Here is a 504-nt window from a genome sequence, read left to right on the forward strand (position 1 = left end):
TGCAGGAGCCGCTGACCAGCTGGGGCCTGCTGATCAACCAGGGCGCCAGCCAGCTCGACAGCGCGCCCTGGGCGCTCGGCTTTCCGGCAACGCTGCTGGCGATCACCATGCTGTCCTTCAACTATGTCGGCGACGGGCTGCGCGACGCTCTCGACCCCCGGCAAAGATAAGAAGGCAACACTGATGCCCTTGCTCGAAATCGAGAACCTCTCGGTCAGCTTCCGCACCCCGCGCGGGATCGTCCGCGCCGTGGACAGCGTCAGCTTCAGCCTCGAGCCCGGCCGCTGCCTCGGCATCGTCGGCGAGTCCGGCTCGGGCAAGAGCCAGACCATGCTCGGCCTGCTCGGCCTGCTGCCGTCGAACGGCATGGTCAGCGGCTCGGCGCTGTTCAACGGTGAACAGATGGTCGGCATGCCACGTTCCCGGCTCGATCAGTTGCGCGGCTCGGCGCTGGCGCTGATCTTCCAGGATTCGATCACCGGCCTCACCCCGCACATGCGGATC

The 504-nt window shown here is 67.1% G+C and carries 1 protein-coding gene and 1 pseudogene; both read left to right on the forward strand.

The window, feature by feature from the left end:
• A pseudogene (locus tag ACTIF2_RS27745) lies at positions 1-170 on the forward strand (ABC transporter permease); the annotation flags it as partial.
• A gap of 13 nt (positions 171-183) precedes the next feature.
• Positions 184-504, forward strand: a 321-nt coding sequence (locus ACTIF2_RS27750; RefSeq protein WP_439500361.1) for an ATP-binding cassette domain-containing protein, incomplete at its 3' end; no start/stop codon positions are given.

It is taken from the genome of Allobosea sp., from assembly GCF_051860145.1.
GTDB lineage: Bacteria > Pseudomonadota > Alphaproteobacteria > Rhizobiales > Beijerinckiaceae > Allobosea.